At 37.3% G+C, this 23,804-nt stretch carries 37 protein-coding genes; 5 read left to right on the top strand and 32 right to left on the bottom strand.

Annotated elements, in window-relative coordinates:
* The first annotated feature begins 7 nt into the window (after nucleotides 1–7).
* Entirely contained in the window at nucleotides 8–2,764 is a 2,757-nt protein-coding gene (locus H3S74_RS07840) for a pitrilysin family protein (RefSeq protein ID WP_198247619.1), read from the top strand.
* Nucleotides 2,765–2,995: 231 nt separating this feature from the next.
* Nucleotides 2,996–3,784 carry an enoyl-ACP reductase FabI gene (gene fabI, locus H3S74_RS07835; RefSeq protein WP_086362662.1) on the top strand — a complete coding sequence of 263 codons (789 nt, stop codon included), beginning with the start codon at nucleotides 2,996–2,998 and terminating at the stop codon, nucleotides 3,782–3,784.
* Between the two features lie 432 nt (nucleotides 3,785–4,216).
* Here fabI and ppnP read toward each other — a convergent pair whose 3' ends face one another.
* A complete protein-coding gene (gene ppnP, locus H3S74_RS07830) occupies nucleotides 4,217–4,507 on the bottom strand; it encodes a pyrimidine/purine nucleoside phosphorylase (RefSeq protein ID WP_034902339.1) in 291 nt (96 codons plus the stop codon).
* 274 nt (nucleotides 4,508–4,781) lie between these two features.
* On the opposite strand from ppnP, the gene slyD reads away from it, so the two are divergent.
* The 3 genes from slyD (at nucleotide 4,782) to H3S74_RS07815 (ending at nucleotide 6,445) form a co-directional block, all read left to right on the top strand.
* Nucleotides 4,782–5,354 carry a peptidylprolyl isomerase gene (gene slyD, locus H3S74_RS07825; RefSeq protein ID WP_198247618.1) on the top strand — a complete coding sequence of 191 codons (573 nt, stop codon included), beginning with the start codon at nucleotides 4,782–4,784 and terminating at the stop codon, nucleotides 5,352–5,354.
* 166 nt (nucleotides 5,355–5,520) lie between these two features.
* Nucleotides 5,521–6,192, top strand: a complete 672-nt coding sequence (gene radC, locus H3S74_RS07820) for a DNA repair protein RadC (RefSeq protein ID WP_198247617.1) — start codon at nucleotides 5,521–5,523, stop codon at nucleotides 6,190–6,192.
* A 49-nt stretch (nucleotides 6,193–6,241) separates the two neighbouring features.
* Nucleotides 6,242–6,445 (top strand): SlyX family protein, encoded by a 204-nt coding sequence (locus tag H3S74_RS07815; RefSeq protein WP_110446971.1) that lies wholly within the window; start codon nucleotides 6,242–6,244, stop codon nucleotides 6,443–6,445.
* Between the two features lie 33 nt (nucleotides 6,446–6,478).
* On the opposite strand, the gene H3S74_RS07810 is transcribed toward H3S74_RS07815, so the two are convergent.
* From H3S74_RS07810 to H3S74_RS07660, 31 genes are all read right to left on the bottom strand, one after another.
* Entirely contained in the window at nucleotides 6,479–7,051 is a 573-nt protein-coding gene (locus H3S74_RS07810; protein ID WP_198247616.1) for a DMT family transporter, read from the bottom strand.
* 502 nt (nucleotides 7,052–7,553) lie between these two features.
* The gene (gene rplQ / locus H3S74_RS07805) at nucleotides 7,554–7,940 is read right to left on the bottom strand and encodes a 50S ribosomal protein L17 (RefSeq protein WP_034884211.1); all 387 of its coding nucleotides are present in this window, start codon (nucleotides 7,938–7,940) and stop codon (nucleotides 7,554–7,556) included.
* Between the two features lie 29 nt (nucleotides 7,941–7,969).
* Nucleotides 7,970–8,959, bottom strand: coding sequence for a DNA-directed RNA polymerase subunit alpha (gene rpoA, locus H3S74_RS07800; protein WP_034902352.1), 990 nt, complete (start codon nucleotides 8,957–8,959; stop codon nucleotides 7,970–7,972).
* 25 nt (nucleotides 8,960–8,984) lie between these two features.
* Nucleotides 8,985–9,605, bottom strand: a complete 621-nt coding sequence (gene rpsD / locus H3S74_RS07795) for a 30S ribosomal protein S4 (RefSeq protein ID WP_065577881.1) — start codon at nucleotides 9,603–9,605, stop codon at nucleotides 8,985–8,987.
* 46 nt (nucleotides 9,606–9,651) lie between these two features.
* The gene (gene rpsK, locus H3S74_RS07790) at nucleotides 9,652–10,041 is read right to left on the bottom strand and encodes a 30S ribosomal protein S11 (RefSeq protein WP_025314405.1); all 390 of its coding nucleotides are present in this window, start codon (nucleotides 10,039–10,041) and stop codon (nucleotides 9,652–9,654) included.
* Between the two features lie 15 nt (nucleotides 10,042–10,056).
* Complete coding sequence (gene rpsM / locus H3S74_RS07785) at nucleotides 10,057–10,413, bottom strand: 30S ribosomal protein S13 (protein ID WP_110446968.1); 357 nt, start codon at nucleotides 10,411–10,413, stop codon at nucleotides 10,057–10,059.
* Between the two features lie 173 nt (nucleotides 10,414–10,586).
* On the bottom strand, nucleotides 10,587–10,700 hold the full coding sequence (rpmJ, locus tag H3S74_RS07780) for a 50S ribosomal protein L36 (protein ID WP_034884218.1): 114 nt from the start codon (nucleotides 10,698–10,700) through the stop codon (nucleotides 10,587–10,589).
* Nucleotides 10,701–10,726: 26 nt separating this feature from the next.
* Nucleotides 10,727–12,064 carry a preprotein translocase subunit SecY gene (secY, locus tag H3S74_RS07775; RefSeq protein ID WP_110446967.1) on the bottom strand — a complete coding sequence of 446 codons (1,338 nt, stop codon included), beginning with the start codon at nucleotides 12,062–12,064 and terminating at the stop codon, nucleotides 10,727–10,729.
* Nucleotides 12,065–12,072: 8 nt separating this feature from the next.
* On the bottom strand, nucleotides 12,073–12,507 hold the full coding sequence (rplO, locus tag H3S74_RS07770; RefSeq protein WP_110446966.1) for a 50S ribosomal protein L15: 435 nt from the start codon (nucleotides 12,505–12,507) through the stop codon (nucleotides 12,073–12,075).
* A 5-nt stretch (nucleotides 12,508–12,512) separates the two neighbouring features.
* Complete coding sequence (rpmD, locus tag H3S74_RS07765) at nucleotides 12,513–12,692, bottom strand: 50S ribosomal protein L30 (protein WP_025314400.1); 180 nt, start codon at nucleotides 12,690–12,692, stop codon at nucleotides 12,513–12,515.
* A gap of 6 nt (nucleotides 12,693–12,698) precedes the next feature.
* Entirely contained in the window at nucleotides 12,699–13,199 is a 501-nt protein-coding gene (gene rpsE / locus H3S74_RS07760; RefSeq protein ID WP_025314399.1) for a 30S ribosomal protein S5, read from the bottom strand.
* A gap of 14 nt (nucleotides 13,200–13,213) precedes the next feature.
* Nucleotides 13,214–13,567 carry a 50S ribosomal protein L18 gene (rplR, locus tag H3S74_RS07755; RefSeq protein ID WP_034902364.1) on the bottom strand — a complete coding sequence of 118 codons (354 nt, stop codon included), beginning with the start codon at nucleotides 13,565–13,567 and terminating at the stop codon, nucleotides 13,214–13,216.
* Between the two features lie 9 nt (nucleotides 13,568–13,576).
* The gene (gene rplF / locus H3S74_RS07750) at nucleotides 13,577–14,110 is read right to left on the bottom strand and encodes a 50S ribosomal protein L6 (RefSeq protein WP_110446965.1); all 534 of its coding nucleotides are present in this window, start codon (nucleotides 14,108–14,110) and stop codon (nucleotides 13,577–13,579) included.
* Between the two features lie 11 nt (nucleotides 14,111–14,121).
* On the bottom strand, nucleotides 14,122–14,514 hold the full coding sequence (gene rpsH, locus H3S74_RS07745) for a 30S ribosomal protein S8 (protein WP_034902370.1): 393 nt from the start codon (nucleotides 14,512–14,514) through the stop codon (nucleotides 14,122–14,124).
* Between the two features lie 17 nt (nucleotides 14,515–14,531).
* Complete coding sequence (gene rpsN / locus H3S74_RS07740) at nucleotides 14,532–14,837, bottom strand: 30S ribosomal protein S14 (RefSeq protein ID WP_025314395.1); 306 nt, start codon at nucleotides 14,835–14,837, stop codon at nucleotides 14,532–14,534.
* 11 nt (nucleotides 14,838–14,848) lie between these two features.
* Nucleotides 14,849–15,388 carry a 50S ribosomal protein L5 gene (gene rplE, locus H3S74_RS07735; protein WP_025314394.1) on the bottom strand — a complete coding sequence of 180 codons (540 nt, stop codon included), beginning with the start codon at nucleotides 15,386–15,388 and terminating at the stop codon, nucleotides 14,849–14,851.
* Nucleotides 15,389–15,405: 17 nt separating this feature from the next.
* On the bottom strand, nucleotides 15,406–15,720 hold the full coding sequence (gene rplX, locus H3S74_RS07730; protein ID WP_065651344.1) for a 50S ribosomal protein L24: 315 nt from the start codon (nucleotides 15,718–15,720) through the stop codon (nucleotides 15,406–15,408).
* A gap of 10 nt (nucleotides 15,721–15,730) precedes the next feature.
* Nucleotides 15,731–16,102 carry a 50S ribosomal protein L14 gene (gene rplN, locus H3S74_RS07725; protein WP_025314392.1) on the bottom strand — a complete coding sequence of 124 codons (372 nt, stop codon included), beginning with the start codon at nucleotides 16,100–16,102 and terminating at the stop codon, nucleotides 15,731–15,733.
* 194 nt (nucleotides 16,103–16,296) lie between these two features.
* The gene (rpsQ, locus tag H3S74_RS07720; RefSeq protein WP_025314391.1) at nucleotides 16,297–16,557 is read right to left on the bottom strand and encodes a 30S ribosomal protein S17; all 261 of its coding nucleotides are present in this window, start codon (nucleotides 16,555–16,557) and stop codon (nucleotides 16,297–16,299) included.
* 1 nt (nucleotide 16,558) lies between these two features.
* Nucleotides 16,559–16,750, bottom strand: a complete 192-nt coding sequence (gene rpmC, locus H3S74_RS07715; RefSeq protein WP_034902373.1) for a 50S ribosomal protein L29 — start codon at nucleotides 16,748–16,750, stop codon at nucleotides 16,559–16,561.
* Entirely contained in the window at nucleotides 16,751–17,161 is a 411-nt protein-coding gene (gene rplP, locus H3S74_RS07710) for a 50S ribosomal protein L16 (RefSeq protein WP_025314389.1), read from the bottom strand.
* Nucleotides 17,162–17,173: 12 nt separating this feature from the next.
* Nucleotides 17,174–17,911 carry a 30S ribosomal protein S3 gene (gene rpsC / locus H3S74_RS07705; RefSeq protein ID WP_034884234.1) on the bottom strand — a complete coding sequence of 246 codons (738 nt, stop codon included), beginning with the start codon at nucleotides 17,909–17,911 and terminating at the stop codon, nucleotides 17,174–17,176.
* 14 nt (nucleotides 17,912–17,925) lie between these two features.
* Nucleotides 17,926–18,258 (bottom strand): 50S ribosomal protein L22, encoded by a 333-nt coding sequence (gene rplV, locus H3S74_RS07700; RefSeq protein ID WP_034884235.1) that lies wholly within the window; start codon nucleotides 18,256–18,258, stop codon nucleotides 17,926–17,928.
* Between the two features lie 13 nt (nucleotides 18,259–18,271).
* Entirely contained in the window at nucleotides 18,272–18,550 is a 279-nt protein-coding gene (rpsS, locus tag H3S74_RS07695; RefSeq protein WP_024496505.1) for a 30S ribosomal protein S19, read from the bottom strand.
* A 19-nt stretch (nucleotides 18,551–18,569) separates the two neighbouring features.
* Nucleotides 18,570–19,394 carry a 50S ribosomal protein L2 gene (rplB, locus tag H3S74_RS07690; protein ID WP_034902376.1) on the bottom strand — a complete coding sequence of 275 codons (825 nt, stop codon included), beginning with the start codon at nucleotides 19,392–19,394 and terminating at the stop codon, nucleotides 18,570–18,572.
* An 18-nt stretch (nucleotides 19,395–19,412) separates the two neighbouring features.
* Nucleotides 19,413–19,715, bottom strand: coding sequence for a 50S ribosomal protein L23 (rplW, locus tag H3S74_RS07685; protein WP_034885052.1), 303 nt, complete (start codon nucleotides 19,713–19,715; stop codon nucleotides 19,413–19,415).
* Complete coding sequence (gene rplD, locus H3S74_RS07680; RefSeq protein ID WP_034902381.1) at nucleotides 19,712–20,314, bottom strand: 50S ribosomal protein L4; 603 nt, start codon at nucleotides 20,312–20,314, stop codon at nucleotides 19,712–19,714. The genes rplW and rplD overlap by 4 nt, the downstream gene beginning before the upstream one ends.
* Nucleotides 20,315–20,330: 16 nt before the next feature.
* Nucleotides 20,331–20,957, bottom strand: a complete 627-nt coding sequence (gene rplC, locus H3S74_RS07675) for a 50S ribosomal protein L3 (protein WP_034902384.1) — start codon at nucleotides 20,955–20,957, stop codon at nucleotides 20,331–20,333.
* A 31-nt stretch (nucleotides 20,958–20,988) separates the two neighbouring features.
* The gene (rpsJ, locus tag H3S74_RS07670; protein ID WP_006120582.1) at nucleotides 20,989–21,300 is read right to left on the bottom strand and encodes a 30S ribosomal protein S10; all 312 of its coding nucleotides are present in this window, start codon (nucleotides 21,298–21,300) and stop codon (nucleotides 20,989–20,991) included.
* Between the two features lie 357 nt (nucleotides 21,301–21,657).
* Nucleotides 21,658–22,593, bottom strand: coding sequence for a pseudouridine-5'-phosphate glycosidase (locus H3S74_RS07665; protein WP_065577884.1), 936 nt, complete (start codon nucleotides 22,591–22,593; stop codon nucleotides 21,658–21,660).
* Nucleotides 22,590–23,681: a PfkB family carbohydrate kinase gene (locus tag H3S74_RS07660; RefSeq protein WP_198201680.1), complete on the bottom strand. Its 1,092-nt coding sequence runs from the start codon at nucleotides 23,679–23,681 to the stop codon at nucleotides 22,590–22,592. The genes H3S74_RS07665 and H3S74_RS07660 overlap by 4 nt, the downstream gene beginning before the upstream one ends.
* Between the last annotated feature and the right edge of the window lie 123 nt (nucleotides 23,682–23,804).

Here is a 23,804-nt window from a genome sequence, read left to right as displayed (position 1 = left end):
ACGAAAAATGAAAAATTTGATTGTTTGTTGTGTTTTATTTGTACTAACAGCCTGTGTACAAAGCACATCACTCCCACAAGATCCCATGATAAAACGTTATCAATTGGATAATGGTTTAACAGTAATTTTAATGCCAAAACAGAGTGATAACGCTGAATTAAGATTAGTTGTCCATAGTGGAGCAGTGCAAGAAACAGAACAGCAAAAAGGGCTAGCACATTTTGTTGAACATATGGCATTTAAAGGTACAAAAAACTTCCCTAACCAATCAAGCCGGAAACAGTTAGAAAAATATGGTATAACATTTGGAGCGCATATTAATGCCGTTACTAGTTTTAACTCTACAATATATAAATTATCATTACCAACCAATCCACAAGCCATTCAAACTGGTCTACAGGTAATGGCAGACTGGGCTTATAATATCTCATTTGATCCTGCAGATTTTAATCAAGAACGCAATGTAATTGTCGAAGAGTGGCGCTTACGACAAGGTGTTGCTTATCGAATTAATGAACAACTCGATCAATTACGTTACCAAGGAAGTTTATACGCTAATAGCTCACCTATTGGATCGTTATCTTTAATCAAAAATAGTCCGGTTGAAGAAGCTAAAACTTTTTATCAAAAATGGTATCAACCACAAAGAATGAGCTTAATTGTAGTTGGCCAATTTAATGAACAATCTATACGCCAAGAGATAAACAAATATTTTGGTGTTGCAGATAAAGGGAACTCACCAGTAGATATACCATCTTTACGACAATTTTCTTCTCAGCCGACTCCGCTAGTTAAAATGATATTTGATGCAGAGCAAGGACAACGATTGATCCAAATTATGCTGCAACGCGATGCTATTGCACCATTAAATACTTCACAAGGAATGACTGATGATATTGTAGATCAAATTTGGCTATCTATTCTAAATAAACGCCTGCAATTGATTACTGAAAATCAAAAATTGCAATTAGCTCAAGTGAAAGAGCAAAGTGTTTTATTAGATGAAAAAAGAATACAATACCTACTATTTGCTATTCCAAATCAAAATCATTATCAAGAAACCCTACAATTAATGTTTGATGAGCTGCAACGATTAGCGATAATACCTGTATCTAAAAAAGAGTACGAACAGGCCACTAAACAGATATTAACCAAATTATCACAACAAGCAGCAAGTGAAAATAATTATCGTAATAACCAATTAGCTGAACGCTTAACCACGGCAGTCGAATACCAAATGCCAATGATAAATAAAAAACAGCAATTAGCTATAACACAATCAATTATTAATCAAATAACGCCGGAAAAGCTTAAACAAGTTATTTCTCGTCGTTTAGAGCAAAGTCATTTACGCCTTGCAATTATCGGACCTGATAATGATAAAAAAATAATATCACAAAGTGCTATTGTTGCACTATGGAAAGCAACTCGACATAAAGATGATACTCAACTGAGTGAATTTTCTTATCAAACTCAAAATAAACCCTTAATTATTGCACCTCCAGTACAAGGTACTATCGTTAAAACAAATGCATTAAAAGAGCTTGATAGCGAAGAGTGGATTCTTAGTAATGGTATGAGGGTTATTGTATACCCAAATCAAAAACTAACTGATAATATCCAAATCAATTTAAGAATTCCAGGCGGTCAATCATTAGATGCTAATTCACAATTAGGAGCAGTAACTTGGTCTCAGCAATTAGCTGAACTCAGCGGTTATGGCAATTATAGCAGTAAAGAATTACGGCAATATGGAGAATTAAAACCTTATGCTGAGCTTCTACATCATGGTTTTCAAGGTAGTACAACCGATGATCAATTAGAAACGTTATTTTCTATACTCTATTTAAAATTAACAGCGCCACAATTTAATTCACAAAAATTGTCATTAGCACAGCAAAATGCGATGTTGATGCAAAATAAATTACCAATAGAAAGAAAATTTTTAGATTTTATCCATAAAAATACATTTAATAATAGTCAACGTTTAATGGTTCATCCAAATGGTACATGGCGTCACTTTACTAGCACACAATTACAATCGACTTATCAAATGCTTTACTCATCACCAAATTCGATGGTTTTAACGATTTCTGGTAATGTAGATACAAAGCAACTAAAAGCATTAACTGTAAAATGGCTTGCAGGGATTAATGGTAATTCCACTAAGTTACATTGGCATAACAATCATATCACGCCAATTAACAAGCCAATGCAATTTAATTATCCATATGGTACCAGTGATAAAGCAATGGTAAGTCTATTGTATACAAGCGAAGCAGATTGGAGTCAAAACAATCAACTTGCTTTAAATTTGCTTGATAAAGTTGTAAATGCTCGCTTACATACTGCTATTCGAGAACAAAACTCTGGTGTTTATACTATTATTTTTTCAGAGCAGATAATCAAGAAACCAGAATCTTATTACCTTGCTAGACTTAATTTCACCACCGATCCTAAACGGGTCAATGAAATTAAATCCTTAGTTAATCAAGTTATGGACAATATTCGTTCACATGGTATTAATCTTCAAGAGCTCAGCATAGCGAAAAAAGCATGGAAAGAAGATTACAGAGAACAACAAAAAAGTGCACAATATTGGAGTACTGCCATCGCTCAAACAGCAACAGATGATGGTAATTTTGTACAATTAAATCAACAGCTAACACAAGTTGAAAATATTTCATTAGAAACCGTCAACGAACTTGCGCAAAAATTGATAGGTCAAAATCCTAAAATATTTACATTATTACCGAAAAAATAACCAAACTTATTACAGGGCAATGCCCTGTAATATTTTAAAATAGTTTATGGCTTACCTTATCCTAAACAATAATTGTCAATTACGATTCAAATTAACTATAACTATTTGCGACTAAAATAAAAAGAGCAAATAACCAATTAAAAAATAAATTTATAGTAGCGAAGTTAACTATATCAACATATAATCATCAGCATTCTAGACTATATAGTAAAAATATTAGAGGAATAATTTATGGGATTTTTAACAGGTAAACGCATTCTGGTTACCGGCGTTGCAAGCAACCGTTCTATCGCTTATGGTATTGCAAAAGCAATGCATCGAGAAGGCGCAGAATTGGCCTTTACTTATCAAAGCGAGAAATTAAAAAGCCGTGTTGAAGAGTTTGCTGCTGATTTTAATTCTAATATCGTTTTACCTTGTGATGTTGCACATGATGACAGCATCACATCATTATTTACTGAGCTAGCAAAAACATGGGACAAATTTGATGGTTTTGTACATGCTATTGCGTTTGCGCCAGGAGATCAATTAGATGGTGATTATGTTAATGCGGTAACTCGAGAAGGTTTTGCTATTGCCCACGATATCAGCTCTTATAGCTTTGTAGCTATGGCTAAAGCTTGTCGTTCAATGCTTAATCCTGATTCAGCATTAGTTACTCTTTCTTATCTAGGTGCTGAACGTGCAATTCCTAACTATAATGTTATGGGTCTTGCTAAAGCATCTTTAGAAGCAAATGTACGTTATATGGCAAATGCAATGGGACCTGAAGGTATACGTGTAAATGCGATTTCAGCTGGTCCTATTCGTACTTTAGCTGCATCAGGTATTAAAGATTTTAAAAAGATGTTATCACATTGTGAATCAGTTACCCCTATTCGTCGTACAGTAACTATCGAAGATGTGGGTAATTCAGCAGCATTCTTATGTTCGAACCTATCATCAGGTATTACTGGTGAAGTTATTCATGTAGATGGTGGGTTTAGTATCGCCGCTATGAATGAATTAGAACTTAAATAATATAACCTTAAATGTAAATAAGGTGCCAGAATGAATAACTGACACCTTATTTTTTTAATTTATCACCGTGATATTTTTTATCTTAACCTCTAGATAATCAAGCTGTTGTATAGAGTAAATTAATCTTGCGGTCTAATTCAAAACATAAAATTGTTACTAATCCATTTTATTTGTAAATTCTTGCTATATCAGCTAATCTAAATTAAAAGCTCAGTATCTTAATTCTAAAAATTATCTATCACTTTTTAACAATTAAAATACAATAATAATGATGATTTAATAATCATTAAGTCTATTTTATAGAACCTTAAAAATCTAATAAATTATCATTACCCAAATAACATATGATCAAATTTTACAATAGAATATAAATCGTAATGTAGAATCCAATGGTTAATTTAATAATATTATTTTTAACACATTGATGCATCTTTATTTTGCGAGATAACGACACAAATAAGCTGTTGGTTCTGATACCTGAACATCGAATTTGCTTTCTTTAGCAATATGAAAAACTTGGCCAGCTTCAAATATTTGCCAATCATTTGCTGTAGGCAATAACACTTTAAGTGAACCAGTTATGACAGTCATTTCCTCTGGATTATCAGTATTAAAAATATATTCACCTGGTAACATCACGCCAACAGAGACTTTACCGGTAGAACCATTTTCAAAGCCGATAGATTTCACTTTCCCTTCAAAATAATCATTAACTTTCAACATAAAATCCCCCTTTCCTCACTATGTTTAGTCATTAGCAATAATTTAATATTAGCTACAATAAAGTATTGTGTAAAATTCACACTATCAGCTTAATTGATTTCAACTAGCTATCCAACTATTATTTACTAATTAAAATAGGTCTCTTGAAACAAAAGTACTTCACAAAATAAAACATTAGCAAAACTTGTTAAAATACGAAAAAATAGCATACAGATGGATTTTTTTCCGTTAAAATCTAACACTATTTGCTCAGTAACAGTTTGTTGGAGAAAACATGAAAATAGCAAAAAACACAGTGGTAAGTTTAGCATATCAAGTTCGTACTAAAGATGGTGTTTTAGTTGATGAAGCAACAACAGTTGCACCACTCGAATATCTACATGGTGCAGGAAACTTATTACAAGATCTTGAAAATTCCTTAGAAGGCCATCAAGTTGGTGATAAATTTGACGTTGAACTAATTAATCCTTATGGAGATTTTAATGATGCACTAGTACAAAATGTGCCACGTGACGTTTTTGTTGGTGTTGACGAACTTGAAGTCGGTATGCGTTTTTTTGCTGACACTGATCAAGGCTCTTTACCTGTTGAAATTACTGCAATTGATGGCGATAGTGTAACTATCGATGGAAATCATATGCTAGCAGGCCAAGATCTGAATTTCAATGTCGAAGTATTGGCAATTCGTGAAGCAACACCAGATGAAATATCGCATGGACATATTCATGGTGCACACGGTCACGACCACGGGCATGGTGGCTGCGGTTGTGGCGGACATGATCATGATGAAGATGAAGAAGAAAGTGGTTGTTGTGGCGGTGGTCACGGCGGATGTGGCTGTCATTAATTTTCGAATAAATAACCAGTTAAAAAGCGCTAATAAGCGCTTTTTTTATTTGCTGTAAAAATGATTTCATTACTGCGAGCTAGTTCACAACGTTATATATCTCTACTTATTATTTTTCACAAGATAGCTAATAATCACATTTTGTGTAAATAACAAGAATCCAATTATGTCAGAAAAAAAAACCACCTTAATGCCTCGAGAAAAATTATTACTATTTGGTGTCGAAACACTATCTGATGCGGAATTACTCGCCCTTTTCTTACGCACAGGTATACGTAGTTTACCTGTTCTAGATTTATCGCAAAAGTTATTAAATGAATTTGGCTCATTTTATCATTTAATAAATGCTAGCCACGACGAATTTTGTAAAAAGCAAGGTCTTGGAACTGCAAAATATACTCAGTTAAAAGCGGTTGTTGAACTTTCTAATCGTTATTTGAAAGTTAAAATAAGCCATGAAAATTACTTAACATCGCCAAGCTTGACCCATCATTACCTAGCTAGTCGCTTAATGGATAAAGATCGTGAAATTTTTATGGTGATATTTTTAGACAATCAGCATCATGTCATTACTTCTGAAGAGATGTTTGTTGGAACCTATAATTGTGTAGAGGTTCATCCGAGAGAAGTAGCTAGACGGGCATTACAATATAATGCAGCAGCATTAATTTTAGCTCATAATCATCCATCAGGATTGGCTGAACCAAGTCAAGCTGACCGGATATTAACAAAGAAAATTGAACAAGTTTGTGAATTAATAGATGTTCGCATTGTTGATCACCTTGTGATTGGTAAGGGAGAGTACGTTTCTTTTGCAGAACGAGGATGGATTTTATAATTACTTTTACTTACAATATAAAATTACTAAACCAATTAATGAATAAACTATGAACCAACAACTGGAATTATTAGAAACTAAAGTCGCATTCCAAGAAATGACCATTGAGGAACTCAATCAAATGGTTATTAATCTTCAAGCAGATATCAGCAAACTTAAAGAACAATTAATGTTATTGTCACAAAAGTTACAAGCTACACAAACCTCAAATATTGCTAATTTATCAGAAGAAACTCCGCCTCCTCACTATTAACTACGAGTTTAATAATTCGAGGGACTCTAAAATCTACTTTTTACCAATAAAATTATACCCTCGATAAGAAAGCAGAGAAATTAAAATCAAGAAGCAACCAACCCATTTTGTCCATGGCATAGGTTCCAAATAAACAATTACGCCAGCCAAAGTTGTAAATACAGGCTCTAAAATCATGATTATTGCTGCATTGCTTACAGGTACGTATTTCTGTCCAACAAATTGCAAAGCAAATCGTAAAATTGTAGCAATAACAATACTAACGATAAGCCACATTAAAGTGATTAAACTGATGCTTGACGGCCAACTCTCAGTAAATACAGATATAATTAGGCTTGCCGTGCCAGTACAAAGCATTTGTACACAAATTAATGGCAAAATTGCTATTTTTTGGACTAATCGACTATTAAAAACAAAAAATATTGCTTGAGCTAATGCAGAAATTAAAAACCAGAGTTGATTAACATTTAAATGCCAACCATTTGATAAAGACAAAAAAGCAAGACCAACAATAGCAATCGGTAATGAGAGCCAAAATATAACTAATGGCCTTTCTCTAAAAAAGAACCAACCAACAATTGGAGCCATTAACACCGATAAACTCATAATAAAAGAGCCTTCACCTAATTGTCCGCCAATACTTATTGCTAATATCTATAAAATAACATTAGTTGATTGCAAACAGCCAGTTATTATTGCTTTAGGTAAATGTGTAAGATTGATTCGTTGTTTAGTACTTAAACAGACTACAAATAAAATAATAGAGGAAGAGAGAAATCACAATCCCATAAAAGCTAAAGGAGGCATTTCTAAAATTGCTTCTTTTGAAGAAACTCAACCAACTGCAGCTAACATAGTAACTAGTACTAAAATCCATTCGCCATTTCGTTTAACATTAATCATCTTACTACTACTTTACTTAAAACTAGTTTGATAATATTAAAACTATAATTTAACTGAGAAAATATCAATAATAACTTATATTAAGTTTTAAAAATGATATAAAAAAAGACTTATATGTGATAATTAAATAAAAATACTCAAATTGGTAATATCTAGATAATAAAAAACCGGCCATTTAGCCGGTTTTAGTTTAAGCTTTAATTATTTATTCAGCTGCTGCTTCTGCTTCTACTGCAGGGCGATCAACTAATTCAATATAAGCCATTGGAGCATTATCTCCATCACGGAAACCACATTTTAAAATGCGAACATAACCACCTGGACGGGTAGCAAAACGTGGACCTAAATCTGAAAATAATTTTTTTACTGTATCTTTATCACGGATACGAGCGAAAGCCAGACGGCGATTAGCTACGCTATCGCTTTTAGCTAACGTAATTAACGGCTCAACGACACGACGCAACTCTTTTGCTTTAGGCAATGTTGTTTTGATAATTTCATGTTCAACTAATGAACTTGTCATATTACGAAACATCGCTTGACGATGGCTGCTATTTCGGTTCAGTTGACGACCACTTTTACGATGGCGCATAACTTTATCCTTCTTATATAAATTTTATCTTAGTCTTCAACAATACTTGCTGGTGGCCAATTCTCAAGACGCATGCCTAAAGATAAACCACGAGATGCGAGCACATCCTTAATTTCAGTAAGAGATTTTTTACCAAGATTAGGGGTTTTAAGTAACTCAACTTCGGTACGTTGCACTAAATCACCAATATAATGAACTGCTTCTGCTTTTAAGCAATTAGCAGACCGAACAGTTAATTCCAAGTCATCTACTGGACGTAAAAGAATTGGATCAAATTCCGGTTTATCTTCTTTGACTTCTGGTTGACGTACATCACGTAAATCAACAAAAGCTTCAAGTTGTTCAGCCAAAATAGTAGATGCACGACGAATAGATTCTTCTGGATCGATAGTACCATTAGTTTCCATATCGATAACAAGTTTATCTAAGTCGGTACGTTGTTCCACACGAGCAGCATCGACAGAATAGGCAATACGCTCAACTGGACTATAACATGCATCAACTAATAGACGACCGATAGGTCGCTCTTCATCTTCTGACTTAACTCGAGCAGAAGCAGGGACATAACCACGTCCTCGTTGTACACGAATACGCATACTAATTGAAGCATTGGCATCAGTAAGATGACAAATTACTAAATCAGGATTAACAATTTCAACATCACCATCATGAGTGATATCTGATGCAGTTACAGCACCAACGCCTGATTTATTTAAAGTCAGCATAACATCATCTTTGGTATGTACACGAACCGCTAATTTTTTCAAATTAAGCAGAATATCAAGCACATCTTCTTGAACGCCTTCTTTAGTACTATACTCATGCAGAACACCGTCAATTTCAACTTCGGTCACTGCATATCCCGGCATAGATGATAATAAAATGCGGCGTAGTGCATTACCTAAAGTATGTCCAAAACCACGCTCAAGTGGCTCTAAAGTCACTTTCGCATGAGTTGGGCTGTATTGAACAACGTCAACTAGGTGAGGTTTTAAAAACTCTGTTACAGAACCCTGCATTATGTCCTCTCTTAAGTGCTAAACTTTACTTAGAGTAAAGTTCGACGATCAAATGTTCGTTGATGTCAGCAGATAAATCTGAACGTTCTGGTAAGCGTTTGAACACACCTTCCATTTTGCTAGCATCAACTTCTAACCATGTTGGTTTTTCACGTTGTTCAGCTAACTCTAAAGCGGCTTTAATACGTGCTTGTTTTTTTGATTTTTCGCGAACACTGATAACATCTTCAGGTGAAACTTGATAAGATGCGATGTTCACAACGTGACCATTAACAAGAACAGCTTTATGACTAACTAATTGACGAGCTTCAGCGCGAGTTGCACCAAATCCCATACGATAAACAACGTTATCTAAGCGACGTTCTAAAAGAGCAAGTAGGTTTTCACCTGTATTACCTTTAATACGTGCTGCATTTTTGTAGTAATTACGGAATTGACGCTCTAGAATTCCATAAATACGTCTAACTTTTTGTTTTTCGCGTAACTGAACACCATAATCTGATAAACGCGGTTTACGCGCACCATGTTGTCCAGGAGCTTGTTCTAACTTACATTTACTGTCAACCGCTCGGACGCCAGACTTAAGAAATAAATCGGTACCTTCACGACGACTTAATTTGAGCTTTGGTCCCAAATATCTTGCCATTTTTTTTCTCCAATAATCCTATAAACATTCAATGTTTAATAAAAAATTAAACACGACGTTTCTTTGGTGGACGACAACCGTTATGAGGAATCGGAGTAACATCAGTAATATTAGTGATGCGATAACCCGCTGCATTTAATGCACGAATTGTTGACTCACGACCAGGACCAGGTCCTTTAACCATAACTTCCAGATTCTTAATTCCGTAGTCTTTTACAGCTTCGGCACAACGTTCTGCTGCTACTTGAGCTGCAAAAGGTGTTGACTTACGAGAGCCGCGGAAACCAGAACCACCAGCGGTTGCCCAACCCAACGCATTACCTTGACGATCGGTAATTGTTACGATTGTATTGTTAAATGATGCATGAATATGAGCTATACCATCAGAAACTTGCTTTTTAACACGTTTACGTGTACGAACAGGTGTCTTTGCCATTTATTATCACCTCAATTATTTCTTGATTGGCTTACGCGGTCCCTTACGGGTACGAGCGTTAGTCTTAGTGCGTTGACCACGGACAGGAAGTCCACGACGATGACGCACACCACGATAACAACCAAGGTCTAATAAACGCTTGATACTCATAGTTACTTCACGACGTAAATCACCTTCAACAGTGAATTTAGCGACTTGTTCGCGTAACTGTTCAATCTGATCTTCAGATAGTTCTCTGATCTTAACATTTTCAGGAATACCCGCTTCAGCACAAATTGTCTTTGCACGAGTACTACCGATACCATAAATTGCTTGTAACGCAATCACAGTATGTTGTTGATCAGGAATGTTAATGCCTGCTATACGGGCCACTATGCACTCCTTTATTGTTAATGTTCAGCAGATCCACCATACTGAAAAGCCCGTTTTCAGGATACTCAAACGATGGATCTACAAAAAAATTTTTTAGGCTGGCTATTCTAGCCAGCTTTACTATACTTTGGCAAGTAAAATATGCAAAAGTTCAACTTTACAGTTAAATAATATTAACCTTGACGTTGTTTATGTTTACCTTCAATGCAAATAACACGAACGATGCCATTGCGTTTGATGATTTTACAATTTCTGCATAATTTCTTGACTGAAGCACGAACTTTCATTTTTTTCTCCGTAACTTCTGGCTAACTTATCGGCCGTAGCCTTTAAGATTCGCTTTCTTTAACACTGACTCATAACGATTTGGCATCATTAAAGTCTGTACTTGTGCCATAAAATCCATGATTACAACAACTACAATTAATAATGATGTTCCACCAAATTGAACTGGAACTTTCATTGCACTTGTCATAAACATTGGTACCAAACATACAAGAGTAATGTAAATAGCGCCAATTAGCGTTAAACGAGTCATTACTTTGTCAATATACTTCGATGTTTGTTCACCTGGACGGATACCTGGAATAAATGCACCAGATTTCTTTAACTGATCTGCTGTTTCTCTAGGATTGAAAACCAATGCTGTGTAGAAGAAACAGAAGAAAATAATCGCTGCTGCAAAAAAGATTATGTATAACGGTTGATCATGAGAAAAATATTGTCCAACAAGAACAAAGATATATCTCCATCCTTCACCATTTCCTTGGAACCAAGAAGCCATCATTGATGGTAACATAATAATTGTTGAAGCAAATATTGCAGGAATAACACCTGCCATATTAATCTTCAATGGTAAATGTGTACTTTGTGCGGCATACACACGACGGCCTTGCTGTCTTTGTGCATAATTAACAACGATACGTCGTTGACCACGTTCAACAAAAACAACAAAGTAAGTCACACCAACCACTAATGCTGCAACGACTAATAATAAAATCGGATGCAATGAACCAGAACGAGCTTGTTCAATTGTTTCATATATTGCATGAGGAAGACTTGCCACAATACCAGCAAAGATAATGATAGAAATACCATTACCTACACCGCGTTCCGTGATTTGCTCACCCAACCACATAAGAAACATAGTGCCAGTAACTAAGCTAATCGATGCAATAAAATAGAAAGAAAATCCTGGGTTAATCACAACATGACTGTAACCAGGAATATTCGGTAAACCAGTCGCAATACCAACCGCTTGTACAATCGCTAAAGCTAATGTGCCATAACGGGTGTACTGACTGATTTTTTTACGACCTGATTCACCTTCTTTCTTCAATTCTGCTAGTTTAGGGTTAATTGCCGTTAATAACTGCACAATAATAGATGAAGAAATATAAGGCATTATCCCTAAAGCAAAAATTGAAGCACGGCTTAAAGCACCACCAGAGAACATATTGAACATACCAACAATACCATTAGATGATGATTGTAGTAAGTCCGATAACGCTTTAGTATCAATACCAGGAACCGGAACGTAAGAACCAAGACGGAAAACAATAAGCGCTAAAAGCACAAATAATAAACGTCTTTTAAGCTCACCACTACCGCCTCGTGTGCTTTGAAAATCTAATCCTGGTTGCTTTGCCATCTTTCTAATTATTCCTCAATTTTTCCGCCAGCAGCTTCAATTGCAGCTTTAGCACCTTTAGTTACTCGAATACCACGAACTGTTACTGGTTTAGTCACTTCTCCAGATAACATAATTTTTGCATATTCGATTTGTGAATTAATCACATTAGCAACTTTCAAGCTATTTAGGTCAACAATATCACCTTCAACTTTCATTAAATCAGAAAGACGAACTTGTGCTGTTACCATAGCTTTACGTGAGGTAAAACCAAATTTTGGTAAACGACGATATAAAGGCATTTGACCGCCTTCGAAGCCACGACGAACGCCGCCACCTGAACGTGATTTTTGACCTTTAACACCACGAGTACCTGTTTTACCTAGTCCTGAACCGATTCCTCGGCCCACGCGCTTAGATGCATGCTTTGAACCTTCAGCAGGAGATAAAGTATTTAAACGCATTACTATTACTCCTCAACTTTAACCATGTAATAAACTTGGTTTACCATACCGCGGATTGCAGGTGTATCTTCACGTTCAACAGTATGACCAATACGACGTAATCCTAAACCAACTAACGTTGCTTTATGCTTCGGTAGACGGCCAATAGAACTACGAGTTTGTGTAATTTTAATTGTCTTTGCCATGGCTAATTACCCCAAAATTTCTTCGACGGTTTTACCACGCTTAGCAGCAACCATTTCTGGAGATTTCATATTTTCTAAGCCATCAATAGTCGCACGAACCACGTTAATTGGGTTAGTAGAACCATATGCTTTAGCTAGAACGTTACGAACACCAGCAACTTCTAATACAGCACGCATTGCACCACCGGCGATGATACCAGTACCTTCTGATGCTGGTTGCATGTAAACACGAGAACCTGTGTGAGCACCTTTAACTGGATGCTGTAAAGTATCGTTATTTAACGCAACGTTAATCATATTACGACGTGCTTTTTCCATTGCTTTTTGGATTGCTGCTGGCACTTCACGTGCTTTACCATATCCAAAACCAACGCGGCCATTACCGTCACCAACCACTGTTAGTGCAGAAAAACTAAAAATACGACCACCTTTTACGGTTTTAGAAACTCGGTTAACTGCGATTAGTTTTTCCTGCAGTTCACCAGCTTGTTTTTCGATGTTTGACATCTTTAACTCCTACCTTAGAACTGTAGGCCAGCTTCGCGAGCAGCATCTGCTAGCGCCTGAACTCGACCATGATATTGGAAACCTGAACGATCAAAAGAAACTTCTTTGATATCTTTCGCTAATGCGCGTTCTGCAATTGCTTTACCAACTGCTGCTGCTGCATCTTTGTTTCCAGTGTATTTTAAACTTTCACTGATAGCTTTTTCTAATGTTGAAGCCGCTGCCAGTACTTCTGATCCGTTTGGTGCGATAATCTGCGCATAAATATGACGCGGAGTACGGTGAACTACCAAGCGAGTTGCAAGTAGTTCTTGCATCTTACGACGCGCTTTAGTTGCACGACGGATACGAGCTGATTTCTTATCCATAGTGTTACCTTACTTTTTCTTAGCTTCTTTAGTACGCACAACTTCATCTGCGTAACGAACACCTTTACCTTTATAAGGTTCAGGACGACGATAAGCACGGATATCAGCAGCTACTTGTCCAATTAACTGTTTATCAGCACTTTTCAGAACGATTTCAGTTTGAGAAGGACATTCAGCTGTTACACCTGCAGGTAATTCATGATCAATTGGATGTGAATAACCAAGAGATAAACCAATTGTATTACCTTTAACTTGTGCACGATAACCGACACCAACTAGCTGAAGTTTTTTAGTAAAACCTTCAGTAACACCAATAACCATTGCATTAATCAATGCGCGAGCAGTACCTGCTTGAGCCCAAGCGTCAGCAAAACCGTCACGAGGCGCAAATGTAATTTGGCCTTCTTCTTGATTAATAACAACAGCTTTATTTATTTCACGAGATAACTCGCCATTTTTACCTTTAATCGTAATTACCTGACCATTGAGTTTTACCTCTACGCCCGCAGGAACAACGACAGGTGCTTTTGCAACACGAGACATTTTTTTCTCCCTTACGCTACGTAGCAGATAATTTCACCACCAAGACCTGCTTGGCGTGCTGCACGATCAGTCATAACACCTTTAGAAGTAGAAACAACTGCAATACCTAATCCAGCCATTACTTTTGGTAATTCATCTTTACGTTTATAAATACGTAAACCTGGACGGCTAACACGTTTAATACTTTCTACTACAGCCTTACCTTGGAAATATTTTAAAGTGATTTCCAATTCTGGTTTAGTGTCACCAACTACTTTATAGTCCCCGATATAACCTTCTTCTTTTAGCACATTGGCAATTGCCACTTTTAGCTTAGAGGAAGGCATGGTGACTGCAACTTTATTCGCAGCTTGACCGTTACGAATGCGGGTCAACATATCTGCTATAGGATCTTGCATGCTCATCTATAACACTCCCCTGATTACCAACTTGCCTTTTTAAGACCAGGAATCTCACCACGCATGGCTGATTCACGAACCTTAATACGGCTTAAACCAAACTTACGAAGGACGCCATGAGGACGACCGGTTTGACGACAACGACGACGTTGACGTGATGGACTAGAATCACGAGGAAGCGTTTGCAATTTAAGCACTGCATTCCAACGATCTTCATCTGATGCATTAAGATCAGAGATAATCGCTTTTAATTCTTGACGCTTTGCAAAATATTTTTCTGCTAGCTTTACGCGTTTCTTATCGCGTTCAATCATTGATTGTTTAGCCATTATGCCCTACCTTACTTACGAAATGGGAAGTTAAAGGCAGATAATAAAGCTCGGCCTTCTTCATCAGATTGTGCAGTTGTTGTGATAGTGATATCTAAACCACGAACACGATCAACTTTATCATAATCGATTTCAGGGAAAACGATTTGTTCACGAACACCCATGCTATAGTTACCACGACCATCGAAAGATTTTGCGCTTAAACCACGAAAATCTCGAGTACGAGGAAGAGCAATATAAACTAGACGTTCAAAAAATTCCCACATACGTTCGCCACGTAAAGTGACTTTACAACCAATAGGATACCCTTGACGGATTTTAAAACCAGCAACTGATTTGCGTGCTTTAGTGACTAGTGGTTTTTGACCACTGATTGCTGCTAAATCTGCAACAGCATTATCTAATAATTTCTTATCAGTAATTGCTTCACCCACACCCATATTCAAGGTGATCTTTTCGATCCGAGGGACTTGCATGACAGATTTGTAGCCAAACTGTTCTTGCAGTTTATTTACTACCTGTGCTTTGTAGTAATCATGCAGTTTCGCCATCGTACACTCCAAATTACTTAATTGATTAATTTATTAGTAGACTTATAAAAACGGACTTTTTTACCGTCTTCAAAACGAAAGCCTACGCGATCTGCTTTGCCTGTATCAAGGTTAAAAATTGCTACGTTAGAAACGTTAATTGGCGCTTCCTTCTCAACAATTCCACCTTCTTGATTTAATGCAGGTACTGGTTTTTGGTGTTTTTTCACCAAATTGATACCTTCAACAATCACTTTACCAGTAGACAAAACACTTTTTACTTTACCGCGTTTACCTTTATCTTTACCGGCTAACACGATAACTTCATCTTCTCGACGGATTTTAGCTGCCATTACCCGCTCCTTACAGTACTTCTGGTGCTAATGAAATGATCTTCATAAACTTCTCAGAACGAAGTTCACGAGTGACCGGTCCAAAAATACGCGTACCAATCGGTTGCTCACTGTTATTATTTAAAATAACACAAGCATTGCGATCGAAACGAATGACAGATCCATCAGGACGACGAACACCTTTTCGAGTGCGCACCACCACAGCTTTAAGTACATCACCTTTTTTAACTTTACCACGAGGAATAGCTTCTTTAATGGTAACTTTGATGATATCACCTACCGCTGCATAACGACGATGCGATCCACCGAGAACCTTGATACACATTACGCTACGTGCGCCAGAGTTATCAGCAACATCGAGCCTAGTCTGTTCTTGGATCATTTTAATGCTCCGTATAAATTAATTATTGTCTAATCTACCTTCATCCACCTCAACTACCATGGATAAGAATAGACAACCAAAAACCCACTTACGTGAGGGCGCATAGTATAACACCACTCAAATGAAATGGATAGCATAAAATAAACGGCCGGTGAGCCGTTTATTATATTATGTACAGTTTTTAATCAAAAAGATTAGCTAACTGCTTTTTCAACGATTCGAACAAGAGTCCAAGATTTGGTTTTTGATAATGGACGACACTCTTTAATTTCTACAGTATCACCAATACCACACTCGTTGTTTTCATCATGTACATGCAATTTAGTCGTACGTTTAATGAACTTACCATATAACGGATGCTTCACTTTACGTTCAATAGCTACAGTAATAGATTTATCCATTTTGTCGCTAATAACACGACCTTGCTGAGTACGAATTTTTACTTCAGTAGTCATATTACGCACCCGCCTTCTCAGTTAATAACGTTTTAACTCGTGCAATATTACGACGCACTTGTTTTAACATATGAGTTTGTGTTAACTGACCTCCAGCTAATTGCATACGTAAGTTAAATTGCTCACGTAATAAATTAAGAAGTTCAGTATTTAACTCTTCAACGCTTTTTTCGCGTAGCTCTTTTGCTTTCATTTACATCACCGTCTTAATCACAAAGGTGGTTTTAATTGGCAGTTTTGCAGCTGCCAACGCAAATGCTTCACGAGCAACTTCTTCCGGTACACCGTCCATTTCATAAAGGACTTTACCTGGTTGAATCTGAGCAACCCAGTATTCAACGTTACCCTTACCTTTACCCATACGCACTTCAAGTGGTTTTTCAGTAATTGGTTTATCAGGGAAAACTCGAATCCAGATTTTACCTTGACGCTTAACTGCACGAGTCATTGCACGACGTGCTGCTTCGATCTGGCGCGCAGTCAAACGACCACGACCCACAGCCTTAAGACCGAATGTACCGAAACTTACATCAGTACTCACAGCAAGACCACGATTGCGGCCCTTGTGCACTTTACGGAATTTTGTACGCTTTGGTTGTAACATCAGCGACGCTCCTTATTGTTTTCGGCCTTTGCGCTGCTTTTTCGGTTGAGCAGCAGGTTGTTTTTCTGCTTGTTCAACGGCAGCCATACCACCAAGGATCTCACCTTTGAAGATCCACACTTTAACACCAATAATACCATAGGTTGTCAATGCTTCTGATAAACCATAGTCGATGTCCGCTCTTAATGTATGTAATGGTACGCGACCTTCACGATACCACTCACTACGAGCAATTTCAGCGCCGCCTAAACGACCACTTACTTCAACTTTGATACCTTTAGCACCCGCCTTCATTGCATTTTGTACCGCACGTTTCATTGCACGACGGAACATAACACGGCGTTCTAACTGAGAGGTAATACTGTCAGCAACTAACTTAGCATCTAGTTCTGGTTTACGAACTTCAGCAATATTAATTTGTACTGCAACATCACGTTTCTCTTTTTTGTCTTTGTATTTATTGACAATAGAAGCTACGGCATTACGTAATTTTTCAACGTCCTCACCTTTTTTACCAATCACAATACCTGGACGAGCAGTGTGAATAGTAATGCGAACGTTAGTTTCTGCTGAACGATCGATAACAATTTTAGAGATTGATGCTTGTGCTAATTCTTTATTTAAGAATTCACGCACTCTAAAATCACTTTCTAAATTATCAGCGAATGTCTTTGTACCCGAATACCATGTAGATGTCCAAGGCTTGACGATGCCTAGTCGGATACCATTTGGATTTACTTTTTGACCCATTGCTATTCTCCAGCCTAGCGATCTGAGACGATCACGGTGATGTGACTCGTACGCTTCAAAATTCGATCTGCACGACCTTTCGCACGAGGCATAATACGCTTCATGGTTGGGCCTTCGTCTACGAAAATTTTCGCAACTTTCAGATCATCAATATCAGCACCATCGTTATGCTCTGCATTAGCAATAGCAGACTCTAATACTTTTTTAACAAGTACAGCCGCTTTTTTATTGGTGTACGTTAAAATATCAAGTGCCTGAGACACTTTTTTACCGCGAACAAGATCTGCAACTAAGCGAACTTTTTGTGCAGAAGAACGAGCGTGGCGGTACTTTGCAATTGTTTCCATCTCTTTCTCCTACTTATTTCTTCTTAGCTTTCTTATCCGCAGCGTGGCCGCGATAAGTACGAGTCGGCGCGAATTCACCCAATTTATGACCAACCATTTCGTCGGAAACATAAACTGGAACGTGCTGACGACCATTATGGACAGCGATGGTCAATCCGATCATGTTAGGAAAGATCGTTGAACGACGGGACCAAGTACGAATTGGTTTCTTGTCCCCGCTTTCCACCGCTTTCTCTACCTTCTTCAGCAAGTGTAGGTCAATAAAAGGACCCTTCTTGAGAGAACGTGGCATAGCTAATCCTCTATATTAATTATTTCTTATTGCGACGGCGAACAATATACTTATCAGTACGTTTGTTGCTGCGCGTTTTCAATCCTTTGGCTTTTTGACCCCATGGAGACACAGGATGTTTACCAAAGTTACGACCTTCACCACCACCATGTGGATGGTCTACCGGGTTCATTGCTGTACCACGAACAGTAGGACGAACACCACGCCAACGCGTTGCACCCGCTTTACCTAGTACGCGAAGCATATGTTCTGAGTTACCCACTTCACCAATAGTGGCACGGCAATCAGATAATACTTTACGCATTTCACCTGAACGTAGACGTAATGTTACATAAGCACCATCACGAGCAACGATTTGAACATAGCTACCAGCTGAGCGAGCAAGTTGTCCGCCTTTACCTGGTTTCATTTCAATATTATGCACGGTAGAACCTACTGGAATATTGCGCATTGGTAAACAGTTACCTGTTTTAATCGCTGCATCAACACCAGATTGGATCTGATCACCTGCTTTTAAGCCTTTAGGCGCTAAAATATAACGACGTTCACCGTCTTTATATAGAACCAATGCAATATTTGCACTACGGTTCGGATCATATTCCAAACGTTCAACAACTGCTGGAATACCATCTTTATTACGCTTAAAGTCGACAATACGATAATGTTGTTTATGACCACCACCGATATGACGGGTAGTGATACGACCATTATTATTGCGACCACCAGTTTTGCTTTTTGTATCAAGCAACGGTGCATAAGGCTTACCTTTATGCAACTCTGGGTTAACCACTTTAACAACGTGGCGACGACCCGGAGATGTAGGTTTACACTTAACAACTGCCATTGTTCTTACTCCTCCGAATTACTCAGCGACGCCAGCAAGGTCTAAATTTTGACCTTCTGCTAAAGTAACGTAAGCTTTTTTCCAGTCGCTACGGCGACCGATTTGTTGACCACGACGTTTTACTTTGCCTTTAACAACAAGAGTATTAACGTCATCTACTTTGACTTCAAATAGTTGTTCAACTGCGGCTTTAATCTCTCTCTTAGTAGCATCTTTAGCAACTTTCAATACTAATGTATTTGTTTTTTCCATTGAAATAGATGCTTTTTCAGAAACATGTGGTGCTCGCAGGACTTTAAGCAGACGCTCTTCACGAATCATGCTAACATCTCCTCTACTTGTTTAACGGCATCAACAGTGATAACCACTTTGTCAAATGCAATCAAACTAACTGGATCAATACCTGCCACATCACGCACATCAACTTTATATAAGTTACGTGCTGCTAAGAAAAGATTTTCATCAACTTCAGAGGTAATGATTAGAACATCTTTTAGGTTCATATCATTTAATTTCTGAGTTAATAATTTAGTCTTAGGTGCTTCAACAGTAAATGTTTCAACCACGATTAAACGTTCTTGACGCACTAATTCAGAGAAAATACTCTTTAATGCACCACGATACATTTTACGGTTAACTTTTTGGCTATGATCTTGTGGTTTTGCTGCAAATGTTACACCACCACTACGCCAGATTGGGCTCTTAATAGAACCTGAACGAGCACGACCTGTGCCTTTTTGACGCCATGGTTTTTTGCCTGAACCAGCGATTTCTGCACGAGTTTTTTGTGCGCGAGAGCCTTGACGAGCAGCAGATGCATAAGCAACAACTACTTGGTGAACTAACGCTTCATTAAACTCACGTCCGAAGGTAGTTTCGGAAACAGAAAGCGCTTGCGCGTCTTTTACTACTAATTCCATCTCTATCTCCTCGACGTTAAGCCTTGATTGCCGGTTTAACAATTACGTCACTATTGATCGCGCCTGGTACTGCACCTTTAATTAATAAAAGGTTACGTTCAGCATCAACACGTACAATATCTAAGTTTTGAACAGTTACACGTTCATTACCTAAGTGACCTGCCATTTTACGACCTTTGAACACTTTACCTGGAGTTTGGTTTTGACCAATAGAGCCATGACCACGGTGTGCCAAAGAGTTACCATGAGTAGCATCTTGAGTGCGGAAATTCCAACGTTTAGTTACGCCAGCGAAACCTTTACCTTTAGATGTACCAGTAACATCAACTTTTTTAACGTCTGTGAAAATATCAACGTTAATGCTTTGACCTACAGTATATTCGCCTTCTTCAAAACGGAATTCCCATAGACCACGACCAGCTTCAACGCCAGCCTTAGCGAAATGACCTGCTTCAGGTTTGTTTACGCGGCTTGCTTTTTTGCTGCCAGTAGTAACCTGAATAGCTTGATAACCGTCATTTTCAAGTGTTTTAACTTGAGTAACGCGGTTGCTTTGAACTTCAACTACGGTGACAGGAATAGAAACACCCTCTTCGGTGAAGATTCGTGTCATTCCTACTTTACGACCGATTAAACCAATCATTGTTTCGACCTCTCAATCATTCAGCTTAGGATTAACCTAAACTGATCTGCACATCAACACCGGCAGCAAGATCTAGACGCATTAAAGCATCAACTGTTTTTTCAGTTGGCTCTACAATATCAACTAGACGTTTATGAGTGCGAATCTCATATTGATCACGCGCATCTTTATTAACGTGCGGAGAAATCAATACTGTGAAACGCTCTTTGCGTGTCGGTAATGGAATAGGACCACGAACTTGTGCGCCAGTGCGCTTCGCAGTTTCTACAATTTCAGCAGTTGATTGATCAATCAAACGATGATCAAACGCTTTTAACCGGATACGGATTCTTTGGTTCGACATGAGACCAGAGCTCCACTATTTAAAAGTTATAACAAAAGATTACTCCTCTTGCCCTGTTTCGATTGACAGGAGAGTGTAATCCGTTCTTTTCGTAACCCCCAAATCGGGGATATTGTTGATATAATTCGATATTTTGACATAAAGACTATATCTTTTTACGCATTTGTTTATTGAAAAATCAGCAAACAAAGTGCGACAATTATACGGGATTTATTTGCTAATGCAAGGAGTAATTATAAAAACTTGTGTATAATTATCTAATTGATTAGCTAATAATGAAACAGTAATCATAGTGATGCTGTTTCATTATTTAAAAGCAGTTTAGATTACAAAATACAATCTTTATTTGCATTAAATTTATTTGCTATTGCAATAATTCATCGCAATTTCAGAAGCTAATTTTGCATTATTAAAGACTAGGTTGATATTTGCTTCTAAACTATCACCACCAGTTAATTCCACCACTTTTGCCAATAAAAATGGGGTAGTTTCTTTACCTTTAATGCCTTGTTCAACTGATTCTTTTAATGCTTTTTCAATTGCTGTTGAAATTAACTCTTCATCCATTGCATATTCTGTTGGAATAGGATTAGCAACCACAACCCCACCATTTAAGCCTAAATCCCATTTTACCTTAATCATTTCAGCTATTTGTTTTGCACTATCTAGTTTGACACTAACATCAAATGGGCTGGTTCGACTAAAGAATGATGGTAGTTTATCAGTCTGATAGCCAACCACAGGAACACCAAATGTTTCTAGATATTCCATAGTTAAACCTAAGTCTAAAATTGATTTAGCTCCAGCACAAACAACTGCAACACTAGTATTCGCAAGTTCTTGAAGATCGGCTGAAATATCAAATGTATGTTCTGCCCCACGATGAACACCACCTAGACCACCAGTTGCAAACACACGAATACCGGCTAATTCAGCGATAATCATAGTTGCGGCAACGGTAGTTGCACCATTTTGTTTATTAGCTACAACTACTGGTAAATCTCGACGACTCACTTTAGTTACATTTAATCCTTCTTTACCAAGAATTGTTATCTCTTCTTTTGACAAACCAGCTTTTAAACGACCATTAATTACAGCAATAGTGGCAGGTATTGCGCCATTTTTTCTGACAATTTCTTCTACTTTTAATGCAGTTTCAACATTTTGTGGATATGGCATACCATGTGAAATAATGGTAGATTCTAATGCCACAACCGGTTGATTATTTTCAAGAGCTTGTTTAACTTCAGGCGAAATATCAAGATATTGATTATATTTAGACACATTGTTCATGAAAGGGACTCCAAAATATTTTGAACACAATTAATTGATAAATTAGGATTATTAGTAAATTCAGATGATAATGTTAATGCCGAACAAGCTTGACCAAATCTCACACTTTGATAAAAACTCAGTCCATTCAAGTAACCTTGAACAAGCCCTGCAAGCATGGCATCACCAGCACCAGTAACGCTGACAATATCAGTTGGAATGGATGCAGACCAACCACGATCACCATTGATTTCGCTATAATAAACACCATCAGCACCAGCACTAATTGCAATTCGTTGCACACCTTGCTGATGGAACCAGTCAACCACTTTAGGAATATCGTCATTAGTTTCGATTTTTATTCCACTTAAAATTTCGGCTTCTAGTCGGTTAGGTTTTAAAGTATGAATATATGACAACCAAGCTTTAATCTTATGAGATTTAAATGCAGATACAGTATCAACAAAAATAGGCACTTCCCCAGCATTATTAAACAGCCATGTTAATGCTTCTTGTTGCAAATTACAGTCGATAACTAGTAATTTAGCATGCTGAATTAACTGCTTAGATTCATTTAATAAACTTGGTGTTAGTTTGTTAATAATATCCATATCATTAATAGCTATCACCATTTCTCCTGATTCATCAAGCAGAGAGAGGTAAGTTGAAGTACTATCGCCTTTTATCACATGGCAATGCTCCATATTAACACCTGCTTTTCGGGTATGTTCAATAAGCTGGGCACCATAGAAATCATCACCAATCATTGAAATAAGATGGGTATCAAGTCCTAAAAGCGCCAAATTTTCAGCAATATTTCGCCCCACACCGCCAGGCGTACAACGAATCTTACCAGGATTAGAATCTTGATAAACTAATTTTTCATCTGAATATCCAGTCACATCCATGTTACAAGAACCAACAACAACTACATGATTATGTTCAGACAAAAGATAACCTTTTCCTTTTATATAACCTTTTTGAGTCAAAGTCATAATGTAACCAGCGACACTAGAACGGGTAATGCCTAACATTTCAGCAATCGCTTGTTGTTGGATGAAGGGATCTTTGCGAATAATCGTGAGGATCTGCTTTTCTCTTTTATTCATAAACACCTGTTTATTTTTAAGCATATGTTTAGACTACGACTATATCAGAATCGTTATTAAGTTAAAAGCAGTTAAGTAAATTAGGTAAAGAAAATGTGATAATTATCACAAGCAAAAAATTTG

The sequence above is a fragment of the Gilliamella sp. W8126 genome (genome assembly GCF_016102185.1).
In the GTDB taxonomy this organism is placed as follows: Bacteria; Pseudomonadota; Gammaproteobacteria; order Enterobacterales; family Orbaceae; genus Gilliamella; species Gilliamella apis_A.
Note: the sequence above shows the minus strand (reverse complement) of the source record. Positions and strands in the feature narration are given on the sequence as shown.

Coding starts and splice junctions, on each gene's coding strand:
- H3S74_RS07840 (WP_198247619.1), top strand. CDS start 8: ATGAAAAATTTGATTGTTTGTTGTGTTTTATTTGTACTAACAGCCTGT.
- fabI (WP_086362662.1), top strand. CDS start 2,996: ATGGGATTTTTAACAGGTAAACGCATTCTGGTTACCGGCGTTGCAAGC.
- ppnP (WP_034902339.1), bottom strand. CDS start 4,507: ATGTTGAAAGTTAATGATTATTTTGAAGGGAAAGTGAAATCTATCGGC.
- slyD (WP_198247618.1), top strand. CDS start 4,782: ATGAAAATAGCAAAAAACACAGTGGTAAGTTTAGCATATCAAGTTCGT.
- radC (WP_198247617.1), top strand. CDS start 5,521: ATGTCAGAAAAAAAAACCACCTTAATGCCTCGAGAAAAATTATTACTA.
- H3S74_RS07815 (WP_110446971.1), top strand. CDS start 6,242: ATGAACCAACAACTGGAATTATTAGAAACTAAAGTCGCATTCCAAGAA.
- H3S74_RS07810 (WP_198247616.1), bottom strand. CDS start 7,051: ATGAGTTTATCGGTGTTAATGGCTCCAATTGTTGGTTGGTTCTTTTTT.
- rplQ (WP_034884211.1), bottom strand. CDS start 7,940: ATGCGCCATCGTAAAAGTGGTCGTCAACTGAACCGAAATAGCAGCCAT.
- rpoA (WP_034902352.1), bottom strand. CDS start 8,959: ATGCAGGGTTCTGTAACAGAGTTTTTAAAACCTCACCTAGTTGACGTT.
- rpsD (WP_065577881.1), bottom strand. CDS start 9,605: ATGGCAAGATATTTGGGACCAAAGCTCAAATTAAGTCGTCGTGAAGGT.
- rpsK (WP_025314405.1), bottom strand. CDS start 10,041: ATGGCAAAGACACCTGTTCGTACACGTAAACGTGTTAAAAAGCAAGTT.
- rpmJ (WP_034884218.1), bottom strand. CDS start 10,700: ATGAAAGTTCGTGCTTCAGTCAAGAAATTATGCAGAAATTGTAAAATC.
- secY (WP_110446967.1), bottom strand. CDS start 12,064: ATGGCAAAGCAACCAGGATTAGATTTTCAAAGCACACGAGGCGGTAGT.
- rplO (WP_110446966.1), bottom strand. CDS start 12,507: ATGCGTTTAAATACTTTATCTCCTGCTGAAGGTTCAAAGCATGCATCT.
- rpmD (WP_025314400.1), bottom strand. CDS start 12,692: ATGGCAAAGACAATTAAAATTACACAAACTCGTAGTTCTATTGGCCGT.
- rpsE (WP_025314399.1), bottom strand. CDS start 13,199: ATGTCAAACATCGAAAAACAAGCTGGTGAACTGCAGGAAAAACTAATC.
- rplR (WP_034902364.1), bottom strand. CDS start 13,567: ATGGATAAGAAATCAGCTCGTATCCGTCGTGCAACTAAAGCGCGTCGT.
- rplF (WP_110446965.1), bottom strand. CDS start 14,110: ATGTCTCGTGTTGCAAAAGCACCTGTCGTTGTTCCTGCGGGCGTAGAG.
- rpsH (WP_034902370.1), bottom strand. CDS start 14,514: ATGAGCATGCAAGATCCTATAGCAGATATGTTGACCCGCATTCGTAAC.
- rpsN (WP_025314395.1), bottom strand. CDS start 14,837: ATGGCTAAACAATCAATGATTGAACGCGATAAGAAACGCGTAAAGCTA.
- rplE (WP_025314394.1), bottom strand. CDS start 15,388: ATGGCGAAACTGCATGATTACTACAAAGCACAGGTAGTAAATAAACTG.
- rplX (WP_065651344.1), bottom strand. CDS start 15,720: ATGGCAGCTAAAATCCGTCGAGAAGATGAAGTTATCGTGTTAGCCGGT.
- rplN (WP_025314392.1), bottom strand. CDS start 16,102: ATGATCCAAGAACAGACTAGGCTCGATGTTGCTGATAACTCTGGCGCA.
- rpsQ (WP_025314391.1), bottom strand. CDS start 16,557: ATGACTACTGAAGTAAAAATTCGTACTCAGCAAGGTCGTGTTATTAGC.
- rpmC (WP_034902373.1), bottom strand. CDS start 16,750: ATGAAAGCAAAAGAGCTACGCGAAAAAAGCGTTGAAGAGTTAAATACT.
- rplP (WP_025314389.1), bottom strand. CDS start 17,161: ATGTTACAACCAAAGCGTACAAAATTCCGTAAAGTGCACAAGGGCCGC.
- rpsC (WP_034884234.1), bottom strand. CDS start 17,911: ATGGGTCAAAAAGTAAATCCAAATGGTATCCGACTAGGCATCGTCAAG.
- rplV (WP_034884235.1), bottom strand. CDS start 18,258: ATGGAAACAATTGCAAAGTACCGCCACGCTCGTTCTTCTGCACAAAAA.
- rpsS (WP_024496505.1), bottom strand. CDS start 18,550: ATGCCACGTTCTCTCAAGAAGGGTCCTTTTATTGACCTACACTTGCTG.
- rplB (WP_034902376.1), bottom strand. CDS start 19,394: ATGGCAGTTGTTAAGTGTAAACCTACATCTCCGGGTCGTCGCCACGTT.
- rplW (WP_034885052.1), bottom strand. CDS start 19,715: ATGATTCGTGAAGAGCGTCTGCTTAAAGTCCTGCGAGCACCACATGTT.
- rplD (WP_034902381.1), bottom strand. CDS start 20,314: ATGGAATTAGTAGTAAAAGACGCGCAAGCGCTTTCTGTTTCCGAAACT.
- rplC (WP_034902384.1), bottom strand. CDS start 20,957: ATGATTGGTTTAATCGGTCGTAAAGTAGGAATGACACGAATCTTCACC.
- rpsJ (WP_006120582.1), bottom strand. CDS start 21,300: ATGTCGAACCAAAGAATCCGTATCCGGTTAAAAGCGTTTGATCATCGT.
- H3S74_RS07665 (WP_065577884.1), bottom strand. CDS start 22,593: ATGAACAATGTGTCTAAATATAATCAATATCTTGATATTTCGCCTGAA.
- H3S74_RS07660 (WP_198201680.1), bottom strand. CDS start 23,681: ATGAATAAAAGAGAAAAGCAGATCCTCACGATTATTCGCAAAGATCCC.